Origin of the sequence: Parageobacillus caldoxylosilyticus NBRC 107762, from assembly GCF_000632715.1 — a bacterium.
Classification (GTDB): domain Bacteria; phylum Bacillota; class Bacilli; order Bacillales; family Anoxybacillaceae; genus Saccharococcus; species Saccharococcus caldoxylosilyticus.
In genome coordinates, this window is sequence record NZ_BAWO01000047.1 from 1 (window position 1) to 20,999 (window position 20,999).

At 41.6% G+C, this 20,999-nt stretch carries 19 protein-coding genes and 1 pseudogene; 15 read left to right on the top strand and 5 right to left on the bottom strand.

Annotation, left to right across the window (positions count from 1 at the left end; all coding sequences use genetic code 11):
• Positions 1–20 precede the first annotated feature (20 nt).
• On the bottom strand, positions 21–917 hold the full coding sequence (locus GCA01S_RS12525) for a DMT family transporter (protein WP_042410438.1): 897 nt from the start codon (positions 915–917) through the stop codon (positions 21–23).
• A gap of 259 nt (positions 918–1,176) precedes the next feature.
• Here GCA01S_RS12525 and GCA01S_RS12530 point away from each other — a divergent pair, with 259 nt between their 5' ends.
• Together GCA01S_RS12530 and GCA01S_RS12535 are read left to right on the top strand one after the other, a co-directional pair.
• Positions 1,177–1,827, top strand: coding sequence for a DsbA family oxidoreductase (locus GCA01S_RS12530; RefSeq protein WP_042410439.1), 651 nt, complete (start codon positions 1,177–1,179; stop codon positions 1,825–1,827).
• A gap of 117 nt (positions 1,828–1,944) precedes the next feature.
• A complete protein-coding gene (locus GCA01S_RS12535; protein ID WP_017437642.1) occupies positions 1,945–3,387 on the top strand; it encodes an NAD-dependent malic enzyme in 1,443 nt (480 codons plus the stop codon).
• 20 nt (positions 3,388–3,407) lie between these two features.
• Here GCA01S_RS12535 and GCA01S_RS19460 read toward each other — a convergent pair.
• Positions 3,408–3,587 (bottom strand): annotated as a pseudogene (locus GCA01S_RS19460) (IS3 family transposase); the annotation flags it as partial.
• Between the two features lie 285 nt (positions 3,588–3,872).
• Between GCA01S_RS19460 and GCA01S_RS12540 the strand changes: the two are divergent.
• The 8 genes from GCA01S_RS12540 (at position 3,873) to GCA01S_RS12575 (ending at position 11,338) form a co-directional block, all read left to right on the top strand.
• Positions 3,873–6,017 (top strand): BglG family transcription antiterminator, encoded by a 2,145-nt coding sequence (locus GCA01S_RS12540; RefSeq protein ID WP_017437641.1) that lies wholly within the window; start codon positions 3,873–3,875, stop codon positions 6,015–6,017.
• 2 nt (positions 6,018–6,019) lie between these two features.
• Entirely contained in the window at positions 6,020–6,463 is a 444-nt protein-coding gene (locus tag GCA01S_RS12545) for a PTS sugar transporter subunit IIA (protein ID WP_017437640.1), read from the top strand.
• Positions 6,460–6,726 (top strand): PTS sugar transporter subunit IIB, encoded by a 267-nt coding sequence (locus GCA01S_RS12550; RefSeq protein WP_017437639.1) that lies wholly within the window; start codon positions 6,460–6,462, stop codon positions 6,724–6,726. The genes GCA01S_RS12545 and GCA01S_RS12550 overlap by 4 nt, the downstream gene beginning before the upstream one ends.
• 27 nt (positions 6,727–6,753) lie before the next feature.
• Positions 6,754–8,049 carry a PTS ascorbate transporter subunit IIC gene (locus GCA01S_RS12555; protein ID WP_042410443.1) on the top strand — a complete coding sequence of 432 codons (1,296 nt, stop codon included), beginning with the start codon at positions 6,754–6,756 and terminating at the stop codon, positions 8,047–8,049.
• 100 nt (positions 8,050–8,149) lie between these two features.
• Positions 8,150–9,142, top strand: a complete 993-nt coding sequence (locus GCA01S_RS12560; RefSeq protein WP_017437637.1) for a phosphotriesterase family protein — start codon at positions 8,150–8,152, stop codon at positions 9,140–9,142.
• 9 nt (positions 9,143–9,151) lie between these two features.
• On the top strand, positions 9,152–9,883 hold the full coding sequence (locus GCA01S_RS12565; RefSeq protein WP_042410446.1) for a creatininase family protein: 732 nt from the start codon (positions 9,152–9,154) through the stop codon (positions 9,881–9,883).
• Complete coding sequence (locus GCA01S_RS12570) at positions 9,870–10,598, top strand: KDGP aldolase (protein WP_042410448.1); 729 nt, start codon at positions 9,870–9,872, stop codon at positions 10,596–10,598. The genes GCA01S_RS12565 and GCA01S_RS12570 overlap by 14 nt, the downstream gene beginning before the upstream one ends.
• The gene (locus GCA01S_RS12575) at positions 10,595–11,338 is read left to right on the top strand and encodes an SIS domain-containing protein (protein WP_017437634.1); all 744 of its coding nucleotides are present in this window, start codon (positions 10,595–10,597) and stop codon (positions 11,336–11,338) included. Before GCA01S_RS12570 ends, GCA01S_RS12575 begins: the two co-directional genes overlap by 4 nt.
• Here GCA01S_RS12575 and GCA01S_RS21245 read toward each other — a convergent pair.
• Positions 11,316–11,765, bottom strand: a complete 450-nt coding sequence (locus GCA01S_RS21245) for a CBO0543 family protein (protein ID WP_369492346.1) — start codon at positions 11,763–11,765, stop codon at positions 11,316–11,318. The two genes, GCA01S_RS12575 and GCA01S_RS21245, sit on opposite strands and share 23 nt — an antisense overlap.
• Before the next feature lie 152 nt (positions 11,766–11,917).
• Between GCA01S_RS21245 and GCA01S_RS12585 the strand changes: the two genes are divergently transcribed.
• From GCA01S_RS12585 to GCA01S_RS12605, 5 genes are all read left to right on the top strand, one after another.
• Entirely contained in the window at positions 11,918–12,646 is a 729-nt protein-coding gene (locus GCA01S_RS12585; RefSeq protein WP_017437632.1) for a MurR/RpiR family transcriptional regulator, read from the top strand.
• Between the two features lie 131 nt (positions 12,647–12,777).
• Complete coding sequence (mngA, locus tag GCA01S_RS12590) at positions 12,778–14,688, top strand: PTS 2-O-a-mannosyl-D-glycerate transporter subunit IIABC (RefSeq protein WP_017437631.1); 1,911 nt, start codon at positions 12,778–12,780, stop codon at positions 14,686–14,688.
• A gap of 4 nt (positions 14,689–14,692) precedes the next feature.
• Complete coding sequence (gene mngB, locus GCA01S_RS12595; RefSeq protein WP_244380739.1) at positions 14,693–17,323, top strand: mannosylglycerate hydrolase; 2,631 nt, start codon at positions 14,693–14,695, stop codon at positions 17,321–17,323.
• 470 nt (positions 17,324–17,793) lie between these two features.
• Positions 17,794–19,074 (top strand): MDR family MFS transporter, encoded by a 1,281-nt coding sequence (locus tag GCA01S_RS12600; protein WP_042410451.1) that lies wholly within the window; start codon positions 17,794–17,796, stop codon positions 19,072–19,074.
• A gap of 201 nt (positions 19,075–19,275) precedes the next feature.
• Positions 19,276–20,046, top strand: a complete 771-nt coding sequence (locus GCA01S_RS12605; RefSeq protein ID WP_017437627.1) for a zinc ribbon domain-containing protein — start codon at positions 19,276–19,278, stop codon at positions 20,044–20,046.
• 30 nt (positions 20,047–20,076) lie between these two features.
• Here GCA01S_RS12605 and GCA01S_RS12610 read toward each other — a convergent pair whose 3' ends face one another.
• Both GCA01S_RS12610 and GCA01S_RS21020 read right to left on the bottom strand, forming a co-directional pair.
• On the bottom strand, positions 20,077–20,739 hold the full coding sequence (locus GCA01S_RS12610) for an SIMPL domain-containing protein (RefSeq protein ID WP_042410453.1): 663 nt from the start codon (positions 20,737–20,739) through the stop codon (positions 20,077–20,079).
• Between the two features lie 21 nt (positions 20,740–20,760).
• On the bottom strand, positions 20,761–20,892 hold the full coding sequence (locus tag GCA01S_RS21020; protein ID WP_017437625.1) for a hypothetical protein: 132 nt from the start codon (positions 20,890–20,892) through the stop codon (positions 20,761–20,763).
• Positions 20,893–20,999: the final 107 nt, after the last annotated feature.

The window sequence follows — 20,999 nt, forward strand, 5'->3', positions numbered from 1 at the left end:
CGGCTTGAGGGGATCTTTATTTACACGCTCGTGTCTTTTGCCAGAGATGCTTCCGTTTTTCGAACGTTGGTTGCCAAATAAACTCCTATCAACACGAAAGCCCCGCCAATCAGTTGTGACGCGGAAATTTTTCCTCCTAGCAAAAACGTGATCATTGCGGTAAATACCGCTATTAAGTTTAAATAAATGCCTGCGTAGCTTGGTCCAACCTTTTTTACAGACAGGTTCCAAAACAAAAACGAAAAAACGGATGGAAACAAACAAATATAGCTGATGCCAATCCATTCTTTTCCACTTAACTCGGCGAGCGGAAACGGCTGCAAGAACAGAAACGGAAACAACAAAAGGATGCTGTAAAACACAGAACAAGTAGTCGCGGTAATGGGAGGGACGGCTAATTTTTTCCCGATGATCGAATAAAGCGCCCACACGACGCCTGCCAGCAGCATCATCAAATCGCCGTGGTTATAGCTCGTTTGGAAAATCCACTGTAGATGTCCGTTGGTTAAAATAAACAATACGCCGGCTAGCGAAATAATAAAACCGATCACATTGACAAACGCCATACGTTCTTTTAAAAGAAAATACGACAAAATCACGATAATGGCTGGGTTCAATGCGTTCACAATCGCTGCATTCATCGGTGATGTATATTCCAATGCTCCGTAAAGAAGCAAGTTATAACCAATAATGCCCAAAATACCAGTGATGCTTAATGGCAGCCAAAATTGCTTCATGATTTCTCCGTAGCGCGGTCGTTCCAAAAAATAGGAGATGGGAAGAAGAAATAAAAAAGCAACGATCCAGCGGATGAACGTAAGCCATAAAGGGCCGATTTCTGCGACGACATATTTTCCAAATAGGTAATTACCTGCCCAAAATAAGTTAGCTAACACTAAAAAGATTTTTTCTCTCATCTAACTTCGCTCCTGTCTCCTCTCTTGATATCTCTTATAAATCTACTTCACAATGTGTTGAATATCCTTCTTGTTGCTTCTTTATTCTGTTTCTTTCTTTTCTGCACGCATATCTAGTTGGGTTGTTTTTTTCTGAATTAATGGTAAAAAAGATTTAGAAGTGTGTAATGTGAGCTTTTTTATATAATAATACAAAACAGATGTGATAAGATAAATGCAATCGGTACTTTAGTAGATGAAATAAAAGGAAGTGATGACGATGACATTAACGATAAAAGTTTATTCGGATTATGTATGTCCATTCTGTTTTTTAGCGGAAAAACCGTTACAAGAAGCAACTGCGGGAAAAGATGTGCAAATTGAGTGGATGCCGTTTGAACTGCGTCCATACCCAAACGAAACGCTGCGCCCGGAAGGCGACTATTTGCAAAAAACGTGGAAGCAGTATGTATATCCCATGGCGGAACAAATGGGAATTCCGATCGTACTGCCGAGAGTTTCGCCGCAGCCGTACACTCACCTTGCTTTTGAGGGGTATCAGTACGCAAAAGAAAAAGGGAAAGCCAATGAATACAACCACCGTATGTTTACTGCTTTTTTTCAAGAAGAACAGGACATTGGCGATATCGATGTGTTAACAAGGCTGGCTGGGGAAGTAGGCTTGGACGAGAAAGAGTTTCGTGAGGCGCTTGTGACTCGGAAATATAAAGAAGCACATCAGCGTGCGTTGAAGCATGCATATGAAGAAGCGAACATCACCGCTGTTCCGACGTTTGTCATCGGGGATACGGTTCTTACCGGAGTACGTTCGAAAGAAACGTTAGAAAAAATCATTAAAGAAGAAATGAGAAAACAATCATTTCGTGATTTTGGAGAAGGGATGGCTTGCGGAATCGACGGCTGTGAGTAAATTTCCATTTTTTTATCCTAATAAGAATAAGGGTTGTCTTTTTTCCTTTAATGAGATAACATGTGTACCGTAGAAGATTTTGAGATGGATAAAAATGTAAAAGAAAGGTAGATTGTGATGGCATTACCAAGTGGCGCAACGATGAACATTACGATTCGTCTTCAATTTGAAAAGGACCGTGTTCCGTTTAGCGATATCGCCGCTGCGATCGGAAAAGCGGGCGGAGACATCGTTGGGATTGACGTCATTTCCTCAAGCAAAGTACATACCGTACGCGACATTACCGTCAGTGCGTTGGATACAAAACAATGTGATCTTATTATTGAAGCGCTTAAAAAAATTCAAGGTGTCAAAATTATTAACGTGTCGGACCGGACGTTTTTAATGCATATCGGCGGAAAAATTGAAACGAAATCAAAAATCCCGGTCAAAACGCGCGATGACTTATCGCGGGTTTATACGCCGGGAGTGGCGCGGGTGTGCACGGCGATTGCAGAAGACCCGAGAAAAGCGTATTCGCTGACGATTAAGCGCAATACCGTCGCGGTCGTTTCGGACGGCACGGCGGTATTGGGGTTAGGCGATATCGGCCCTTACGCGGCGATGCCGGTGATGGAAGGAAAAGCGATGCTGTTTAAACAGTTTGCCGGGGTTGATGCGTTTCCAATTTGTTTGGATACGAAAGATACGGAAGAAATCATTCAAATTGTCAAAGCGATTGCGCCAGCGTTTGGCGGCATTAACCTCGAGGACATTTCCGCACCGCGCTGCTTTGAAATTGAAAAACGGTTAAAAGAAGAGCTTGATATCCCAGTGTTTCATGATGACCAGCATGGTACAGCGGTGGTGCTGCTTGCCGGTTTGTTAAACGCGCTCAAAATCGTCGACAAAAAATTAGAAGATATTAAAGTCGTATTGACAGGAATCGGCGCCGCTGGAATTGCCTGTACGAAAATCTTGCTGGCGGCTGGCGTGCGCAATATCGTCGGTGTCGACCGTCACGGCGCCATCCATCGCGACGAAAAATATGATAATCCGTATTGGCAGGAATATGCGCAAATCACTAACCCGGACAACGAAAAAGGAAGCTTGTCCGATGTCATCGCCGGTGCGGACGTGTTTATCGGTGTTTCTGCTCCAGGCATTTTGAAGGTGGAAGACGTGAAAAAAATGGCGCGCGACCCAATTGTGTTTGCCATGGCCAACCCAGTGCCGGAAATCGATCCAGAACTCGCCGAACCGTATGTCCGCGTGATGGCGACAGGGCGCTCGGATTATCCGAACCAAATTAACAACGTGCTATGCTTCCCTGGCATTTTCCGCGGTGCGCTTGATTGCCGCGCCAAAGAAATCAACGAAGAAATGAAGCTTGCCGCCGCAAAAGCGATCGCTTCCGTCGTCACGGAAGACGAACTCAATGAAACTTATATCATTCCAAGCGTATTTAACAGCAAAGTAGTCGAACGGGTGCGGCAAGCGGTCATCGAAGCGGCGTACCGGACCGGCGTGGCGCGAAAAGATAATATTCCTTTAGGGGGATATACAGGGGAGCAAAAATAAAATAAGTGCACATTGCTCTCTCAATTGCACAATAAAAGAGGAGTATATCCATTCGCGGCCTTTTCTCGATATTCCATCGAGGAAAGGCCGTTCCATTTTTCTTGAAAGCAACTGTGGTTGTAAAAATGAATATACTCTTCAATCATCTGATAAACCTGTTCCATCGTTTTTAGGTCCGCGAAGTACAACTTCGCAGTCTTGTAACTTTATTCGTATTTGGTGCAGGAAGCATTTATTATTAGAAAATCCGCCTAATATCAAAAATTAACATTAAACCCATTATTACTCTTCCTTCATTGCGGAAGAGTTTTTTTACAGAATGATGACAATGGGATTAGGGTACTTTTCGTACAGTTTTGCACAAACATAGTGTGGGGAATTTGGTCTTATAAGTGAGAGCGCTTTCTAATAAAATGAAATTAAGCAATTGTTAAATATTTTTAGGACCAATCCGATTTTGCACAATTGTGCAGGGGGGTCTGACAATGTCGCTTGATGAACGCAGTACTGCGATACTACATGAGTTGGTAAGGCGCGATGGTTATTTATCAGTAAAGGAGTTGATCAAAAGGTTTAATATATCCAGACGAACGGTTTATTACGATATAGAAAAGATTAACTATTGGTTAAAGAGCAATCATCTTGATGGGGTGAAATATGTTCGGACTTCAGGCTTTTATGTAACAGAACGGACGAAACAAGCTATTCCCGAAAAATTAAAAAATTTAGAGGTATGGAATTACGCATATTCCGAGAAAGAAAGGATAGCATGGCTTGCAATCCATTTATTAGTAGAGGAACCACCTCTTTTCCTGAAGGATTTATCAGAAAAAACAAAAGTGAGTAGAAATACCACCATTAAAGATTTAAAGAAATTACGTGTACAGTTGAATAGTTTCCAATTAACCCTTTGTTTTACCCGCTACACTGGCTATGTAATAAAGGGCAAGGAAGAAGATAAACGAAGAGCGATCGTATATTACTTATCCCTTGTTGTCCCACACCAGCAAGATTGGCAAACGGTTTTGGCTAATTTAAAACGTCTGTTGATCCATGATGAGGATGAGTCAACTATAGTTTTAAGTGAGTTAAGAAGTATACTCGATGTCTTAAATGAATGTGAAAAGCATTTAAATATACAATTTGCGGATGATGTTTTGTACCACTTAGCTCTACGCTTTTGGCTATTTGGAAAGCGAATCGTTCAAGGTAAAAAAATTGACTTTGATCCGGTGGAAAAAGAAGTGATCCAACAAACGAAAGAATTTAAAGCAGCACAAACAGCAAGAAGCAAGTTGGAATCCATCTTTCAAACTTCTATTCCGGATGATGAAGTTTATTATTTAGCTACTCATTTATTAAGTAGCAAAGTCCAATATTCTGGAAATTATCTGCAAAGTCATGATGATTATAAGAATCTACAAAATATTGTGCAAAAAATGGTTACAGAATTTCAAGCCTTCACATGTATTACGTTTCCGAACAGGAAAGCAGTAGAAGAAAACTTGCTTTTACATTTAAAGCCTGCTTATTACAGGATTAAATATGGCTTACAAGTGGAAAATCCGATGATTGAGTTAATTAAGACAAAATATAAAGATCTTTTCTTAATTACAAAAAAGGTGATTCATCATTTTGAAACCGCTATCGGCAAGAAAGTTAGTGATGAGGAGATAGCGTTAATTGCTATACATTTTGGAGGATGGTTGCGTAAAGAAGGAATTGAGCCAAAAGAGCGGAAACGCGCCATTCTTATTTGCGCAAGCGGCATCGGTACTTCAACTATTTTACGAAAACAGTTGGAAGGATTATTTTCAACCGTTGACTTTGTGGAGACCATTTCTGTAAGGGATTACGAGCAAAGGGATTTTCATGACATTGATTTTGCTGTCTCGACTGTTCCAGTTTCTAAGAAAAAGCACCCTGTATTTGTTGTTAATCCGATTTTAACAGATCAAGAAAAAGAAACGCTATTGAAAAAGGTTCATGCTTTATTTGGAGAAAGCGCATCACAGAACACAAAATACTCCCCGGAAGCGATTTTAGGAATCGTTAAACAATACGCTGATATAAAAGATGAACAAGCACTTTTGACCGCATTAAAGGAATACTTTTATAAACCTTTTATTCCAAAAAATTGGACGAGAAAACCGGGTTTACTTGATCTACTTTCACTAGAATATATTCAAATTGCGGCGAAAGTGGAAAGTTGGGAGCATGCAATAGAGCTCGCCTCTAAACCGCTTTTACGAACCGGTAGAATAACGAGGCAATATGTTGTTGCGATGATCAATCATATTAAAAACTTGGGACCATATATTATCATCGCGCCGAAAGTGGCACTTCCTCATGGAAAGCCGGACGAAGGGGTAAAAAAGCCAGGAATTAGTTTGTTGGTGCTAAAAGAGCCGGTTTCTTTTTCGAAAAAAAAAGAACATGATGTTCAATTAATCTTTGTTTTGGCATCAGTAGATCCAGAAATTCATCTTCATGCATTATCAACATTGTCAGAGTGCTTTCAGTCATCTGAATTTGTCGAAGAGTTAATTCGATGTGATACGCCTGTAGAAATATGGTCGTATTTAAAAAAGAAAATTAGCGAGGATAACAAAAAGCAAAAAGGAGATTAGTCATGAAGTTTTTAGAACCAAACCTAGTAGCATTGAATGTAAAAGCTAATACACCTGAAGAAGCTATTAGGAGAGCGGGACAATTACTTGCTGATCAAAATCATGTCGATCATTCTTATATAGAGGCGATGGTGGAATCGTATAAAAATAATGGACCATATTTTGTTTTAGCACCGCAAGTAGCTTTGCCGCATGCAAGACCGGAAGATGGAGTAAAAGAAGCGTCAGTATCGCTTGTACAGTTAGCAGAACCGATCGAATTCGGAAATAAACCAAACGATCCTGTCAAGCTTGTGTTAGCTCTTGGAGCTTCTAATAATAATGAACACTTGGAAATTTTAAGAAAGTTAATGGTATTGTTAGGAAATAAAGAGGCAATTGAAAAGATGATCAATGCAAAGACATATGAGGAAATTGAAATTTTTATTAGAGGAGTGGAAGCATGAAGTTGTTATGTGTTTGTGGCCTCGGACAGGGGACGAGTTTAATTTTAAGAATGAATGTGGAACAAGTTTTGTCTGAACTAGGAATTGCGGCAGATGTAGAACATACAGATGTTTCTAGTGCATCAAGCATGGATGCGGATTTTATCGTGACCAACAGGGAATTGGCTGATTCTTTAGCTGGTGTAAACGCGAAAATCATTATTGTGAATAACTATTTTGATCGAGTGGAAATTAAAAATGCCTTAGTGGAGAATTTAAAATAATAATCTTCATATTAGGAGAGATGGCCAATGGAAATCATTAAGTGGATTGCTGACAATGTGTTTGGAACGCCGTCTATATTGCTCGGTTTCATTGTATTTATTGGTTTACTGTTGCAGAAGAAAAAAACCAATCAAATTATCAGCGGCACATTTAAGGCGATCATCGGATTCCTAATTATTGGTGCTGGTGCTGGCGTTATAGTAGATTCTTTGACCGTTTTTGAACCTATGTGGAAAGAAGTATTTAATTTAAAGTCGGAATCTTTAGGTAAGTTTATAGGGCAGGAAGGATTTAACGCGAAATACGGTAGTGCGGTAACTTTAGCTATGACAATAGGGTTTTTAATTAACGTTTTCCTAGCCAGATTGACCAAATTTAAATACATTTATCTGACTGGACATATGATGTTTTGGACAACGACCGTCTTTGCCGGTATTGTTATTCATACCGTCGGAGATGTGTCATTTTGGAAACTTGTTATCTTTCTATCTATTATTATGGGTCTTTATTGGACATTACAGCCAGCGCTTACACAACCATTTATGCGGAAAATTACGGGAAACGATAATATTGCTTTAGGGCATACCTCTGCATCTGTTGCGTTGATGGGAGCACTGTCCGGTAAAGTACTTGGGAACAAAGAGAATGATTCAGAAAAGATCAAACTTCCAAAAGGATTGGAGTTTTTAAGAGATTCTAATGTCATTACTGCACTAACGATGGGAACGTTATTTTTAGTAGGTGCAATTATTGTTTCTCTAAAAGGAACTTCAGGAGCAGAGGAATTAATAAAGAAAGCAGGAAGTCAAAACTTTATTATCTATTCGATTGTCCAATCCTTTACGTTTGCCGCAGGGATTGCTGTTGTACTAATGGGAGTTCGGATGTTTATTGGCGAAATTGTTCCAGCTTTTAACGGTATTGCAACCAAGCTTGTGCCAGGAGCGAAGCCAGCTCTCGATTGTCCGATTGTTTTTCCTTATGCTCCAAACGCGGTAATATTAGGATTTTTAGGTGCGTTCATAGGGGCATTAATTTGGCTTGTTATTATCGGAAGTACTGTTGGTTACGTATTTGTACCAACGATGATTGTTCTATTCTTCCATGCTGCGACAGCGGGAGTGTTTGGCAATGCGACAGGTGGTGTGAGAGGAGCTTTGTTAGGCGGATTTATGACCGCAACAGTGGTGGCATGGGGACAGTATATTATGGTGAAATTTTTAATATCGAGTACAATTCCTGACACCGCTATGTGGGCAGCTGACTCGGATATGTTTATTCTCGGGCCTATTATTAAAATACTTGCCCAATTATTCTTCTAGATTTTGTTAAGGAAGGTGGGCTGAGCAAAACTACGTTCAAAGTGATAGAATCTAGTTTTATCTGCTGTAACAGGGTGATTTGTGCTGGAGGTGTTTAAAAATGAGTTTTATTCGTACATTGCATGGAGATATTCATCCTGAGCAGTTAGGATTTACTTATTCTCATGAGCACATTGTTTGTCGCCCGCCATATTGGCAAGAAAAAGGAGAAGACGATTTATTGCTGGATGATAAGGAAAAATCATTGAAAGACGTTTTAGACTTTGCTAAACATGGCGGTAATGCGCTTGTGGATGCTACTGCAGTAGATTATGGAAGAGATGTAGAAGCTGTTGCAGATATTGCAAAAAAAGCGAAAATCCACATTATTGGGACAGCAGGTTTTAATAAAAGCTTTTTATGGGGAGCTAAACTGGAAGAAAAAATACAAAAAGTAGTCGGTCCTTATGCTACCTACTATGAGTGGATTGAAACAGCAACTGTAAATGAACTGGCGGAATTTGTCATCCAAGAAGTAGAGGAAGGGCTTGAAGGAACATCTTATAAAGGTGGACAAGTGAAATTCGGAACAGGTTACAACCGAATCACTCCTTTAGAAGAAAAAACAATACGTGCCGTCGCCAGAGCACATCACGCAACAAAAGCACCGATTCATTCCCATACGGAAGCAGGTACGATGGCCCTCGAACAAATCGAAATTTTGCGAAGCGAAGGGGTTGATTTGTCTAATGTAAGCTTCGGTCATATGGACCGAAATCCCGATCCTTATTACCATGAACAAATAGCTAAAACTGGTGCTTATCTCTGTTTTGATGGTATTGGAAAGATAAAGTATGCTCCGGAAAGTACAAGAATCCATTGCATTTTAGAACTTGTCCGCAAAGGATACGAAAAACAAATACTAGTGAGTGGAGATACGGCAAGAAAATCATATTATAAACATTATGATTACGGACTTGGTTTAGAGTATATCATTTCTAAATGGGTTCCAAGATTTGTCGATGAAGCTAATCGTGCAGGCTTTGACGGTGAAAAACTAATTTATCTATTTTTTGTAGAAAACCCTTCCCGTTGCTTTACATTTAAAAAGTAGGTGAAATCGATGAACTTCGCTTTAGAAAATTCATTCGAGATAGGTAACAAAATTACGAAATCAAGCATTGTTATCATGCCTATAGGTGCAGTAGAAGCCCATGGCCCACATCTTCCGTTATGTACCGATACCATTTTGGCAGAACGTCTTGCCTGTCGGTTGGCAGAAAAGGTTGCAGGATTTGTCCTCCCTGCCATTTCATACGGACAGGTATGGAGTTTACGCGATTTTCCTGGTAGTATATCTATTTCCAATGAGACGTTGATTCGTTTATTGGTCGAAATTGGAACGAGTTTATATAAACAAGGATTTCGGATTTGGGCGATGGTCAACGGTCATCTTGGCAATCAAATAGCGTTAAAAGAAGCAGCAAGAATATTATATGATCAATTTCCTGATTTTAAAATCTTTTATTTTTTCTATCCCGGTATGAACAAAGTTGTCAATGAAATACGGGAAACGGAGACGATTCATTCCGTCTATTTTCATGCTTGTGAAATTGAAACATCGATTATGCTTTATTTAGCTGAAGAATATGTAGACATGAGTAGAGCCATTTGTGATATTCCGAATATAGATGAGGAAGCGGACGTGAGTCCAACGCCATGGAAAACATTTACTCAAACAGCGGTGTTAGGGGATGCAACGAAAGCAACAAAAGAAAAAGGAAAAATAATTGTAGAAACAGCTTTGAACAAAATGGCATATATGTTAAGGAGAGCACAAAATGAGGCTATTTAATATAAAGCGGTTTCAAGATCAGCTGCTGCTCAATGTTTTAGCGAAGGACGGAAAAAACGCTGCCGATCTTTTGGAAGCATCAGATGGCTTTTGTGTACCAGGGATTGCAGCAGCGGATTTTGCTACAATTGAGGAAGCCGTTGAGACGGTGAAAAGTATTAAACAATCATCGCCAGTTGTCAGTATCGGTCTTGGTGGTGGAGGAAAGTTTGATGAATGGAAACGAGTTGTTGATATAGCTGTTAGGAGCAATCCGGAACATATCAATCAGCCATTGGAAAGAGCCCTTTTTGCCAAGGGGTTTTTAGCAGCAAAGCAATATTTTCCTATTATTACTGCTCTTATCTCTCCATCTGGGGAGGTTGGTTTTGTAAAAATACCAACAGGAAAAAAGATAAAAGTAGAGCCATTATTAGAATTGGCTGCTGCCTGCGGGGTTGAATCCATAAAAGTCATGCCAATGAAAGGGCTCGATCACCTAGAAGAACTTCTTTTCATTGCCAAAGAAGCAGCCAAAAGAGGAATAAGAGCCATTGAGCCAGCGGGCGGTATTAAAGTTCACCATCTTCCTGTTTTATACAAAGAGATAAGAAAAATAAATATTGAATTATTTATGCCGCACGTATTTGGAGATGTATTACAAGGCAAGGGAGAATCGAATCCAAGTAGGGTCAAAGAAATTTTTCTACAACTAAAAGGAGTGATCAGCTCGTGATCGAACGTTATTTTCAAAAGGTCAACGAACGTTTGGGACTCGTTTTAAAACATGAAAAGGACAATCTAAAAAAAGCTGCTTATGTAGTAAGTGAAGCCGTTCAGAAAGGTGGAATTATTCAACTGTTCGGATGTGGTCACTCCCACATTTTAACGGAAGAAGTTTTTTACCGTGCTGGAGGACTTGTACCAATTAAACCAATATTTTTTGAACCCCTTATGCTTCATGAGGGGGCGGTCCGTTCGTCCATGTTGGAGAGAATGAATGATTTCGCAAAGAATTTTATAGATTCTGAGGATATCCGTCCTGAAGACGTGTTTTTTGTTTTGTCCACATCGGGGCGTAACCCAGTTCCGATTGATGTTGCGCTGACGGCTAAAGAGAAGGGGGCTTATACGATAGCCATTACATCCTTGGAATATTCAAAGTGCCAGCCCTCACGGCATAAAAGTGGTAAGTTGTTATACGAGGTAGTGGATCTTGTTATTAATAATTATTCCGTGAAAGGTGACGCAATTTTATCCCACGAAAGTGTTTCCGTTCCGTTTTCTCCTACCTCTACTGTTGTAGGAAGCGCGATTTTAAATGCTATCTTTGCTGAAACTATTGTCTTAATGGCGGAAAACGGTTTGGAACCACCGATCTTTTTAAGTGGTAATATGGAAGGAGCGGATGAACATAACAACAGATTAATTGCAAAATACAAAGAAAGAATTCCTATTTTAGTAGGGGCAAGTTAACAGTATAGTTTAAAATGTCTCGTTTTTTCCTTAGCAAAGGATTGCCGTTGAAGATGCGGCAATCCTTTTTAATATCCATTGCTTCTAGAGCAAACCACATCCAGCGATAAAACCTCCAGACCATCGCTATAAACAGCGAATACCCAACAAATGAATATATATGCTTCCATTCGAAGCTGTGGACAAACCATCCTATTGTCTCTGCCTGTTTTTCGATCCATGTCATTAGCAGGCCCATTGTGATGAGAAAACCTCCTCGTTGCCATGGATGAAACCTTGCCATTACATAAAGAAAAAAAGTGACAAAGAGCGGAAGGCCGATTAAGGTGAAGATTTCCGTTGTTAATGTTAAGTCACTATGAAAAGAAGTTTGGATCGCTTCCGACGTGAAAATAGGAGGGAAGAGCTGGAATTTGCTATGGAATATTGAATATTGGCCGCTTTGAGATTTGCTTAAAAGTAATCTCTAGACATTTGCTGTGTGATGAGGGAACCATCTCTAATTTTTCTTTGCATATATTGCCTATATTGTTGTTAAATACGTTAATGGAGAGATTATGGCAATGGGGGATAAGGATAATGAAGTTTGAAGAAAAAGTGCAATTTTATGCCGATAAGCTAAATGATACAGAAGATCAAATTGTCGAGTATATTTTGCAACACCGTCACGAAGTCACTAACATGTCCATTCAGAAATTAGCAGAAAATTTGTATACGGTCCCTAATACGATTGTCCGCTTGGCAAAAAAACTAGGATATAAAGGGTTTTCAGAATTAAAAGCGGCGTTAGTATTAGAAAATCAGGCGGAAATGGTGCAGATGACGGAAGTGCCGTTACATATATTGAAAACATATGAGATGATGGACATCGATACGATAGATGTGGCAGTGCGGAAAATGCATGAATCTAAGCGAGTTTTATTCTACGGAATAGGAGACTCGGCATATTTTTGTGAAATGATGGCAAAAAATTTACGATGTGTCGGCAAACAGGCGGAATTTTTTACACAGCGGCATGACATGATTTATAGTGCGGACCGCTGCGACCAGAAAGATCTTCTTTTTGTTATTAGTTTATCCGGAGAAACAAAACAAGTGCTGGAAGCGGTGACAATTGCGAAACAAAGAGGAGTTTTTATCATCAGCATGACGCATTTAAGCGAAAATTCGCTTGCCAATTTGGCCGATCTGCGTCTTTATTGTTGGGCTCCTAAACAGTTTTTGAATAAGTATGATATTACGGATCGAACTTCATTATTGATTATGTTAAGAAAAATAAGCGAACGTTATTGGCAAATGTATGGATGATGTGTATAAATACACAAACAGTATGGTTTCCGTAGGCAATGTTGTGAAAAAGTAAGAAGATTTCCGTCTTCTTATTTTTTTTATTTTATAATAAAAGCCGATAAGGGGGATTAGGAAAGGGTGTGAAGGGAATGGAACTGAGGAAGTTGACGAATGTTCATTTAATTGATGTCGGTGTAGCGTTATCGACAAAGGAAGAAGTAATTTGGTATTTGACTGAGAAGTTAGCGCAGGAAGGGAAATTACATTCTGCAGAAGAGTTTTACCAAGATGTATTAAAACGCGAAGCGTTATCTCCAACCGGACTGGAAGCAGGACTGGCGATTCCACACGGAAAGTCGCGTGCAGTGAAATCCGCTTCCTTTGCTGTTGCCAAGTTGAAGAAGCCAATTGAAAACTGGGAGAGCATCGTTGAACACAATAAAGTCAGTCTTGTCTTTTTGTTAGCGATTCCAGAAGAAGAAGCGGGATCGACCCACATTGAGCTGCTTGCGGAGCTGGCAAAAAGGCTTTCTCATGCCGAATATCGAAAGCGGTTACAAAATTGTGCAAGCGCCGAAGAACTATATGATGCGTTAGATGATGTAGAGGAGAAAAACGAGAACGAAATGGTGCCATCTGCCCAAACCATCGTTGCGGTGACGGCGTGTCCGGCAGGCATTGCCCACACGTATATGGCAGCCGAGGCATTGCAAAAAGCGGGGCAAGAACTTGGTGTTACTGTTTATGTTGAAAAGCAGGGAGCAAATGGCATTGAAGACCGCCACACGGATGAACAGCTGCAAAAAGCAGATGCAGCCATTTTCGCCGCGGATGTAGCGGTAAAAAATGAGGAGAGGTTCTCCCATCTTCCAATCTACCGCACGACGGTGGCTGCACCGTTAAAAGATGCAAAAGAAGTGATTCAAAAGGCGCTAGAAGCAGCAAAAACGAAGGAGAAAACAGAATACAAGCCGCAAAAAAGAGAACGTCAATCGGAAACTGTATCATGGAAAACCGAGGTAAAAAATTCTATTTTAACAGGTATTTCTCACATTATCCCGATCATTGTGGCGGGAGGAATGATTTTAGCTTTTACCGTTTTGGTAGCACAGGCGTTCCATTTGCAACAGTTGTATGATACAGAAAATTCATGGTTATGGATGCTTCGGAAATTAGGCGGAAATATGCTTGGAACGCTGATGATCCCTGTCTTATCTGCGTACATGGCTTACGCTATCGCCGATAAACCGGCATTAGGTCCAGGTTTTGCCGCAGGGATTGCCGCAAGTATGATTAACAGTGGATTTTTGGGAGGAATGCTCGGCGGATTTTTGGCAGGTTACTTTATGAAACTGTTGAAGAAACAGTTGCCGCCGAAAGGAGCGTTTTCCGGATTTATCAGCTTTTGGGTGTATCCAGTTGTAGGCTCACTTGTTGTTGGAATATTGATGCTGTTTGTGATTGGAAAACCGGTTGCGGGGTTAAACAATTTATTGCTGCATTGGCTAGACAATCTTTCAGGAAGCAATGCCATTATTCTTGGCGCGATTTTAGGAATCATGGTTTCCTTCGATTTAGGGGGGCCTGTCAATAAGGCCGCCTATACGTTCTGCATCGGTGCGATGGCCAGCGGCAATTTTATTCCGTACGCCGCTTTTGCCTCGGTAAAAATGGTTTCTGCTTTCTCCGTAACAGCAGCCACATTGTTATTTAAACGTTATTTTGAAGAGTACGAGCGCGAAGTTGGTAAATCAACTTGGATTCTTGGTTTGGCCGGTATTACCGAAGGTGCCATTCCGTTTATGATTAACGATCCTATCCGGGTGATCCCATCCCTTTGCATTGGTTCTGCTATTACAGGAGCGATCGTAACCGCGTCTCATATCGGTCTAAACGTTCCGGGAGCAGGAATTTTCTCCTTGTTTGTGCTGCAAGGTGCACCTTTATGGAAAGCCGGAATGATTTGGCTAGGCGCAGCGCTTATCGGCGCATTTATTTCCATGATACTTTTAGTGGTTACTCGTATTCATAAATTAAAGAAGCAACAAGGGTTAAGTTAGAGAGGTGGATAGATTGAAACAATATGTTCACATTGTCCCTCACATGCATTGGGACCGCGAATGGTACTTTTCCACAGAGGAGTCGCGCATTCTGCTTGTCAATAATATGGAAGAAATATTAGAGATGCTCGAAACGAATCCAGATTATCCGTATTACGTCTTGGATGGGCAGACAGTGGTTTTAGAAGATTATCTTGCGGTAAAACCGGAATATAAGGAACGAATCCGCAGTTTAGTCCAGCAAGGAAAGCTAATCATCGGTCCTTGGTATACGCAGACGGATGAAATGGTCGTCGGCGGAGAATCGATTGTCCGTAACTTGTTATATGGATTGAAAGATTGCCAAGAGTTCGGTGAGCCGATGAAAATCGGCTATCTTCCGGATTCGTTTGGGCAGTCTGCCCAGCTCCCGCAAATACTCAACGGCTTTGGCATTCATCGGGCCATCTTCTGGCGGGGAATTTCCGAACGACACGGCACAGACCGGACAGAGTTTTATTGGATGAGTGACGACGGCTCCAAAGTGCTTGTGCAAGTATTTCCATTAGGCTATGCCATCGGGAAGTATCTCCCGACTGATGAAGCAACATTAAAGGAACGGATGGATAAATATTTTTCCGTATTAGATAAGAGAGCGACAACCGACCATATTATTATTCCAAACGGGCACGACCAAATGCCGATTCAAAAAAATATTTTCGAAGTTATCGAACAGCTGTGCAAGTTGTATCCGGAAAGAAAATTTTTCTTAAGCCGCTATGAGCATGTTTTTGAGGAGCTAGAAAAACAGGAAGGCCTCGCAACAATTAAAGGAGAATTTTTAGATGGCAAATATATGCGCGTACACCGCAGCATTTACTCGACACGTATGGATATTAAAGCAGCAAACGCAAGAATAGAAAATAAGATAACCAATATTTTAGAGCCGTTGGCAGCGATCGCATCGACGCTAGGATTTCCTTATCATCATCAATTGATCGAACTCATTTGGAAGGAAATGATGAAAAACCATGCGCACGATAGCATCGGGTGCTGCTGTTCCGATAAAGTCCACCGCGAAATTATGGCGAGATTTTTCATCGCGGAGGAGAAGACAGATCGTTTGATTTCCTTCTATATGAGAAAAATCGCCGATGCGATGCCATCCGATCGATCAATTGACAAGCTGGTGGTATACAATTTGCTTCCTTATGAAAGAAATGAGCCAATTCAAGCAGAAATTACGACAAAATGGAAGAACTTTACGCTAGTCGATGAAACGGGAAAAGAAATTTATTTTGAAGTAGTGGATAAAAAAATAGTGGATCCGGGCTTAATTGATCGCCAAATTGTCCATTACGGAAACTATGATCCGTTTGTCCGCTATACCATTCAGTTTCAAGACCGCATTCCGGCAATGGGATATAAAGCGTATTTCGTTCAAGAAACAGATCACATCATGATAGAGAAACATCCTGAATCAGTGCCGCAAATTGATACGAATTTTTATACGATCACGGTAAACGAAAACGGCACGCTGAATATTTATGATAAACAATTACATCGAACCTTCAGCGACGTGTTGTTAATAGAAGATATGGCGGATGACGGCGATGAATACGATTATTCTCCTTTATTAGACGATTTCGTCGTGCATAGCAAAGATGTAAAAGCAAAGTACTCGTTAAGACAAAATCAATATTTCGCCTACGCTGATATCGAATACCGCCTGCCGGTGCCGGCGGACATCGAGAGCCGCAAGGCAAAACGCTGCGACAGCTTTATCGATGTTGCGATCCATTTGACGATTCCGATGAACCAGCCGCGTATTGATATTCAAATAGAAGTAGAGAATGCGGCGAAAGATCATAGAGTAAGAGTGTACGTTCCAACCGGAATTCCATCGACCCATTCTATCGCGGATAACCAATTTGGCACGATCAAAAGACCGGTCGTCGATCCAGCCATAGAAGTATGGGAGAAAGAGCAATGGGATGAGCGGCCGGATGCCATTTATCCAATGTTAACCTATGTCGGGTTATCCAACGAGGATGGCGGCGTAGCCGTATTAACCAACAGCACAAGGGAATATGAAATTGTTGGAGAACACTATGACACGATTGCGGTGACGCTGTTCCGAAGCGTAGGATATCTTGGAAAAGAAGAGCTAGTCAGAAGGCCGGGGCGTCCTTCGGGAATTAAGCTGGAAACTCCTGATTCACAAATGATCGGAACAAATCGTGTGCATATCGCACTGACAACGCATAAAGGAACGACCGAACAGGCGAACGTGGCAAAAATCGCTAAGCAATTTTTAACACCATTGTATACGTATAATAAAATGCCGTATGATGCGATGAAATTAAATCCGGTTGATTTCCATGTGCCATATCATTACAGCCTATTTGCGCAAACGGATTCGGACATCGTTTTAAGTACAGTAAAGCGAAGTGAAGATAACAGCGGCATTATCATTCGTTTTTATAATCCTGCACAAGGGGAGAAAATGGCGCAATTTCAGTGGAATCATGCACTCTCCCATATTCACCGCACCAATTTAAATGAAAAGCCGATCGACGCCATTGCGTATGATTCACGCGGCCGGTTTGAAGTAACAGTAAAACAAAATCAAGTGCAAACTGTTTTGATTATATAATCTAAACGATATAAAAGGCGGTTCAATAGCTGGTTTCGGCTTTTGGGCCGCATTCTTTTTTGCCTTATAAGGAATCATCTGACCCATCTTTCCCTATTCCTGAATTCGTTGGTCAAGGGGAAACGCTTGTATTTAGAAAACACTAATTTGAAAAGAATATTTTCAGCCGCTTTAACCATGCCGGCTGGAGACCAGATCCGTTGCAAGGAGAAAACTTCTGCAAAAAGTTTGATGAATGGTTTTCGACATTTCGCCTCTCTCTGTTGGCGTATTGGACGGATGGCAGTTTAGCAGAAAGTACATCAGCAGAGCAAACGATTTCTTGAAAAAATAGTCCCGAGTGTGGCGGGGCTGTTTTTTATTGGGAAAATATTTTTCTAAAAAGACAAAAAGGTAAAATAATGGTATAATTTCCGAGGAATTGCAATAATAGTTTTTGCAGTATACAAAGAAATAAACGGAGGTTATTTATGAGGATACGCGACTGGGATCGGAATTTGAAAGTGCGCCTATTTGGTGAGGCGCTCATCAATATTACTTTTTGGATGTTTTTTCCGTTTATGTCCATTTATTTTACTGAATCGTTCGGGAAAGATAAGGCGGGAATGTTGTTAATCATCTCGCAGCTTTTTTCCGTGATTGCTAATTTAATGGGAGGATACTGTGCGGATGCATTTGGACGTAAACGAATGATGGTGCTGTCGGCCTATGGGCAAGGGGCAGCGTTTTTCTTTTTTGCGCTTGCAAGTTCGCCATGGTTTACTTCGCCGCTGGTTGGTTTTATTTGTTTTACGATCGCAGGAATTTGCGGATCATTTTATTGGCCAGCAAGCCAGGCGATGGTGGCGGATGTCGTTCCGGAAAAGGACCGAAGCAGCGTATTTGCCGTGTTTTATACGTCCATCAACATTGCGGTGGTGATCGGTCCGATGATTGGCGGAATTTTTTACGAAAACTATCGCTTTGAACTATTGCTCGCTACAGCGTTTTCGTGTTTGCTGCTCGCTATGCTCCTTTCCAAATGGCTCCGCGAAACAGTTCCGGTACAGGGAAATGCAGGGGTGGCACACGGGAAGTGGCATGAGTTTTTACGGCAACAAGTCCAGCAATATAGTGTGATTGTACGCGACCGAATATTCCTATTGTTTATCATTGCCGGCATTCTTGCCGGGCAAACGTTTATGCAGTTGGATTTATTGATTCCTGTGTATACGAAAGATAGTGTGGGGAGACAAACACTATTTTCATTTGGCGATTGGTCGTTTACCCTTAGCGGAGAGAAAGCGTTTGGCCTTCTTATCTCTGAAAACGGCTTTCTTGTCGCGCTGTTTACGGTACTGGTGACGAAATGGATGTCGCGCTATCATGAGCGCACGGCTTTTATTGGCTCTTCCATTGTTTATGGAGTGGCAATTTTTCTATTCGGCCAAACCACATCGATTTGGGGGCTTATTTTTGTGATGGCGTTGTTTACGTTTGGTGAATTGATGACAGCAGGAATTCAGCAAACATTTATTTCTAAATTGGCTCCTGAAGAAATGCGCGGGCAATATTTTGCGGCTGCGAGCCTGCGCTTTACGATCGGGCGGATGATTGCCCCGCTTTCGATCACGGCAACGATATGGCTTGGCTATCAATGGACGTTTTTCCTACTGAGTGTGCTTTCCTTTATCAGCGCGGTTTTATATATGTTTGTGTTTCAACAGTTTGAAAAGAAGCGGACGAAGATGGTCGCTTCGGCTTCTTCATAAGGCGATGAAAGCCGGAGAAAAGTCTTATTGGAACGACATTGAGGGAAAAAGATAGGATTAAACTGCATCGTGATGTGCAAACCATTACCCCCTCTTCCCACCTCCGTTTTATAATAAAAGCACACTGTTGTTTCTGTAACATAGATTCCCTGATTCTGGCATAAAGATGAACTAGAATACAGACAGGAGAGGGGAAGTTCGGTGGAACAGCGTGTGTCTTTAGAGAAAACGATACAGGGGGACAATCACCAAGAAAGAGAAATAAAAGATGTGGGAAGCGGTGCGGCGGCGTTGGCGCGCTATGAACAGCGGAAGCAAGCGCGTCTTTTTATGCGGGAGCGGCGGAAAAAGTACTATCGCATCTTCTTACGTACGGCTTTGGTCGTAGCAGCGGTGTGGATCATTGGCGCGCTTTTATGGAAAGGATACAGCATGTTGAAAAACGCTGCCAGCAGGGAAATCGCTGTGATGCGCCTTGAGGATGCGCTCAAAGATAAAGATGTTGCCGCGCTGCAAACGTATCTTCGTGTGCCGGACGAGACGATCCCGGTCAATGAAAAGACGCTTGCGCCGTTGTTTTCATACTTAGACGCGCATCCAAATGCATATGAAACGCTCGAACGTGATTTTGACAGACAGAACGACATGAAGCATGTATATATAAAAGGATTAACGTCGAAACCGCCCATTTTCACCATCAAAGTGTTCGGGGACCGCTATGTGTTTGAACCAACCTTATACTCTATGAACATTCGTTTGAACGAGCCGGATGATGAAATTATGATTAACGGCGAGAAAGTAGAAGGGGAACCAACAAAAGATCCATTTGTGAAAAAAGTCGGTCCGTATTTGCCTGGGGTATATACGGTTACGGTCGTAAAGACAGATGGGGAAAAACGAAAAAAAGAAACAAAACAAGTGCATTTATTCGGCGGTGCGCGTGTGTATGAAGTGGATTTAGCGAAAGAATAAAGATCCTTCAGCAAATGGAAGGATCTTTTTTTAGTAGGAAAAGACTGCCTGAACGGTGGCGGTGATGGTGATATCTTGCGTCTGAATCGGCGGAGCGGTTGATGATTCCGCTAGCGTGGTCATCGAATAAGGTGCCGGCGGAAAAGAGGCAGCTCTGCTTTCTTCTTTGATTTGAAGGGGGATGTCTTGCATTGGCAGGCCGAGGGTGCGGGCGATGACGATCGCTTTTTCTTTGGCGTTTTTCACCGCCAGCATCAGCGCCTGCTGGTAATAAGGTTGTTCGTTGGCAAGGCGGAATTGGATATGACGGGCGATGTTTGCGCCGCTGGTGACGGTGGTGTCGTAAATGTTGCCGACTTTTTTTGTGTCTTTGACGATGATGTCGAAAATATGCTCGACTTCATAGCCGGTCAAGGTGTTTGTTCCATTAGAGTAATTATATTTCGGATAAATAGAAAACGAGGCGGTGTCGATGTCCTCATCACTGACCCCGATTGCTTTTAGCGCATGGATAACGGCATTGGCGCGTTTCGCATTTTCCGCGAGCGCTTCTTGGACGTTGGCGTGTTCGGTTCGCACTCCAAGGGTGATGATGACCGTATCGGGCTTTGCCGTGACCGTTCCCCGCCCTGTCACGGTAATCGTTTGCGCCATTAGTTTGTTTCGCTGCATCGGCATATACCATTCTTGCATGTCCTTTCTCTCCCTCCCCGGTTATGCCGCCTTGCGGTCATCATGATCATGGATGCGCCAGTAGTAGACACGCGGCAGCCCAATATAGCACCAATATTCTTTTAATAATGTCACTCCGACAAAATATACCATTTGCCAATCAATCTGTTTCATCCGTTTCTCTCCTTTGCCAATCCTTTTGTTAAAGCATATTCGTCCGCGGCGTTGTCCTATGCTTAGTGCCTTCCATCGAGACAAAAAGTCAAGATGGAGATGAAACA